Origin of the sequence: Marinicrinis lubricantis, from assembly GCF_042658665.1 — a bacterium.
Lineage (GTDB): Bacteria > Bacillota > Bacilli > Paenibacillales > KCTC-33676 > Marinicrinis > Marinicrinis lubricantis.
The window spans coordinates 1-3,662 of sequence record NZ_JBHSQV010000097.1; the positions used below are offsets into that span (position 1 = coordinate 1).

Genomic DNA, 3,662 nt, shown 5'->3' on the forward strand with positions numbered 1-3,662 from the left:
AGTCCCAGTGTGGCCGATCACCCTCTCAGGTCGGCTACGCATCGTCGCCTAGGTAGGCCGTTACCCTACCTACTAGCTAATGCGCCGCAGGCCCATCTGTAAGTGAGAGCAGAACCCTCTTTCCTCTCATCCCCATGCAGAGATCAGAACTATCCGGTATTAGCTAACGTTTCCGTTAGTTATCCCGGTCTTACAGGCAGGTTGCCTACGTGTTACTCACCCGTTCGCCGCTAACCCTCATGCTTCCGAAGAAGCGTGAAAGTCCGCTCGACTTGCATGTATTAGGCACGCCGCCAGCGTTCGTCCTGAGCCAGGATCAAACTCTCCAATAAAGATGATTGGTTGCTAAACAACTCATCATCGGTATTAAGGTAAAGCTTGACTTGCTCATTACAATACTGACTAATTTTGAATCTCCGAAGAGATCCGCACAGTTTCACTCGTTGTTCAGTTTTCAAAGAACAAATACCGCGCCGCCTTAACGACCGGATTTATAATATATCATGATTGGAAGTACATTTGCAAGTGCAACTTTTTTCCAGCTCGTGATGTTCATCATCGATGTCCACTACCCGAACTCATTCCAGCTGCTCTCAAGCTTCCTTTCCTCACCGCCTCATCAGCGGCAGGAGTTATAATATATCACGTCTAGAAGTCTTCTTGCAAGTGCAACTTTTTTCCAGCTCGTGATGTTCATCTGATCGATGCTCACCACAAGAACCATCATTTCAAAGCTGCGCTCTCCACTTCCTGCCAACTGCCTGTTCGACAGCCGGAATTACAATATATCATGTTTGGAAGCTCATTTGCAAGTGCAACTTTTTTCCAGCTTGTGATGTTCATCTGATCGATGTCCACCACCCGAACTCATTCCAGCTGCCCTCAGGCTTCATTTCCTCGCCGCCTCATCAGCGGCAGGAGTTATAATATATCACGTCGAGAAGTTTACTTACAAGGGCAACTTTCTTCCAATTCATGTGCCGTCCTTCATACAAAGAGGCATTCTATTTTATAGACCGTAGTGTGGAATGGGCTGAGGAAAGCGGAGACTATGATTATTGGTCAAGAAAAATGCTATATGTATCCGGGGTGTACATGAATACTCCGCCTCCTGTCTTTGATACAAATGGGACTGTAACGATCCGCCGCATGGGTTCGAATCAAGTGATTAGCTCCCGAACCGGGGGCGGGGTGGAGCTCGAATCGACTCAGGAGACAGAGGTTGTTACGGTTCCAACAGAACTAGGTTCATTAAATCATCCGTTCTTTTTAGAATACGCTGCAGCGGCCCAGGAGGAAGAACGCAGGAGCGGAATACCTGCCAGCATTACTCTTGCACAAGCGGCGCTTGAATCGTCTTATGGCAGCAGAAGTATATGCAATAACGTATTTGGCATTAAGGCTCAAGAGGGTTACGAAGGACCCACTTGTTCGGCTGAAACGAGCGAAGAGTATGAGGGAGAGGTCGTGCAGACTGTAGCTGTTTTCCGTTCGTACGATAGCGTACTGGACTCTTTTGCTGTTCATTCCGACTTTTTACTTGAGAATCCAAGGTATCGTTACGCACTTGCCCAAGAGAATCCGTATGCGTTTGCTAACGAACTGCAGCGTGCCGGCTACGCAACGGACAGCCAATACGCCAATAAGTTAAAATCGATTATACGCAATCAAAACTTGACGATATTGGATGCAAACGGCGGGATCGATCCGGTGACAGGACAACCTTTTGAAGATGTGCCGTATATGAATGAGAGTGAGGGCGAAGAGGATTCCAGTTCCATCACGTTTGTGTTCGGAATCCAGCAATATTACGGTACGTACGCTAAGAAAATTGAACGCGGCATCGTCCCCATCCCTAATCCAATTACGGGCGGAGTCACTTGGCAAGAGCTTGTCACGCGAACGAACCTGAAGGATCCGACCTTCGATAAACCCATCATCAATATGGTAAACTACAACAATGTAATAAACTCTGGGGATTATGGTGAAACCGAAGCGCCGGACATTTACGTGAAGGATTTGCCGGCCGCCATCACGATAACTCTATCGAACGATGACGAGGACTTATATATGTCAAGCGCTCGGTGGGTTAGGGGGACGTATTAATAATGAACGCACAAATGCTCGATCAATTGCAAGTTGAAACATGCTTCATGCTCAATATAGAAATCACATTTCCAGGCGTTCGGGAATGGTTTAATTTGGCGGGCCATACGATGGATGATGCAGCGTTGTTCCGCGCGCTATTCATGCCGAATAAGCTCCCTACCGAAATTCAAATACCGTTTGCTCAATTGGTGTTCTTCCGGCACGAAGACATCTTTTTTCAGATGCATCGGAACTACCCTCCGGACAACCCGCTTCACCAGCTGCTCATCCGCTTGCACAACGTACGCACCCTCCGCGGTGACGATGAAGCGCTCATCGATTTATGGGAAGCGTTGAAGTGGGATCGTGATTCGGCTGAGCCAAAATACAAGGATATTCATCATTATTTCAGCTAATACTCTTTTTTGGGGCAACGAGGATGGTATACCGTTACTATCCTGCTGCTCCTTTTGTTTACCTCGTCATAAAGAAGAATAAACTATTCCAGAAAGCATTACTTACGTATAACTTACTTGCATTATAAAGTCCAGATGGTTAAAATGGTTAAAATTCCCTTTATAAGGAGTTGAGATGTAAACCGTGAAATTTCTTTTATATGTATTTGAATATTTCAGAGCTATAATCATTATGTTTATTGGATTTATTATATTGGGACTTCTAGAAAGGCTCTTATATAAGAAGCTTCAATTGGATCTTTCGAATATTTCAGGCAGCCTGTTAATGATTGCAAATTTTTTAGTCGTTTTCATTTTATATAGGAACTACTTCCAATTCAAAGGATGGTTAGCATCCTCTCCTTCTACAAAAAAGCTGAGCAAAACCACAACTTATATCCTCTTATCTATTGTGTTAATTAATTTTGTTTTATCATTTTTCCTCTCTTCAAGAATTTGAAGTGAGCAGGAGCTGCTAACCCTGACTTCTCACACCACGTACATGCGGGTCCGCATACGGCGGTTCCAAAGGTTAACAAAGCTCTGAATAACGAGATAGCAAACTTTTCAGCCCTTTCGCTTCCCATTAGAATTCGAGAGGGCGTTTTTTTGTGTTTTGAAACATTTCCCACGCTCCGCGCCTAGAATTAGCCATGATAAAGGCAGGCACATTTCGGTATGCCGAGTGCTCGGAGCTCGCGAATTCGGGTGCGTACTCGTTTCCATTGTTCACTTAAACACATGAGTAACCTGCGGCGAATCCACAGATCGAATTTCTCGCAGTGCCCCTAGTCGATAAGCGAGTCAAATGAATTTTACGTTTTTCCTTTGACATCAATCACGTTCAGCTCGTCAGCTCTCGTACCTTCTCCTTAGAACGTGAGATGGTTTATGGAGGAATCGAAATGTCGCCTACTTGTCTCTCAAGAAGTTAAATCCAAGGAACTTACGGTTCCAAGGACGTACCTCACTTTTCCCTCGATTTACTTTCAGTCGGCTTAACCCCCTAATATCGGACACTGCACCTCTTATTCGATTGATTGCATAGAATCGCTCGATTTTTCATCGTTTATGATGATTATGCCTCATACCCTGATTTCTTTGGGTGTTACGTTGCCT

General features: G+C 45.1%; 2 protein-coding genes, 1 rRNA gene and 1 pseudogene. 2 read left to right on the forward strand and 2 right to left on the reverse strand.

The window, feature by feature from the left end; translation table 11 throughout:
* Nucleotides 1-332: ribosomal RNA gene (locus ACFPXP_RS08350) — 16S ribosomal RNA — on the reverse strand; the annotation flags it as partial.
* Between the two features lie 763 nt (nt 333-1,095).
* Here ACFPXP_RS08350 and ACFPXP_RS08355 point away from each other — a divergent pair.
* Both ACFPXP_RS08355 and ACFPXP_RS08360 read left to right on the forward strand, forming a co-directional pair.
* Entirely contained in the window at nt 1,096-2,106 is a 1,011-nt protein-coding gene (locus tag ACFPXP_RS08355) for a glycoside hydrolase family 73 protein (protein WP_379893773.1), read from the forward strand.
* Nucleotides 2,107-2,108: 2 nt separating this feature from the next.
* Nucleotides 2,109-2,504: a hypothetical protein gene (locus ACFPXP_RS08360; protein ID WP_379893774.1), complete on the forward strand. Its 396-nt coding sequence runs from the start codon at nt 2,109-2,111 to the stop codon at nt 2,502-2,504.
* A gap of 571 nt (nt 2,505-3,075) precedes the next feature.
* Here the strand turns inward: ACFPXP_RS08360 and ACFPXP_RS08365 are convergent.
* Nucleotides 3,076-3,554, reverse strand: a pseudogene (locus tag ACFPXP_RS08365) (group II intron reverse transcriptase/maturase); the annotation flags it as partial.
* Nucleotides 3,555-3,662: the final 108 nt, after the last annotated feature.

Coding starts and splice junctions, on each gene's coding strand:
- ACFPXP_RS08355 (WP_379893773.1), top strand. CDS start 1,096: ATGAATACTCCGCCTCCTGTCTTTGATACAAATGGGACTGTAACGATC.
- ACFPXP_RS08360 (WP_379893774.1), top strand. CDS start 2,109: ATGAACGCACAAATGCTCGATCAATTGCAAGTTGAAACATGCTTCATG.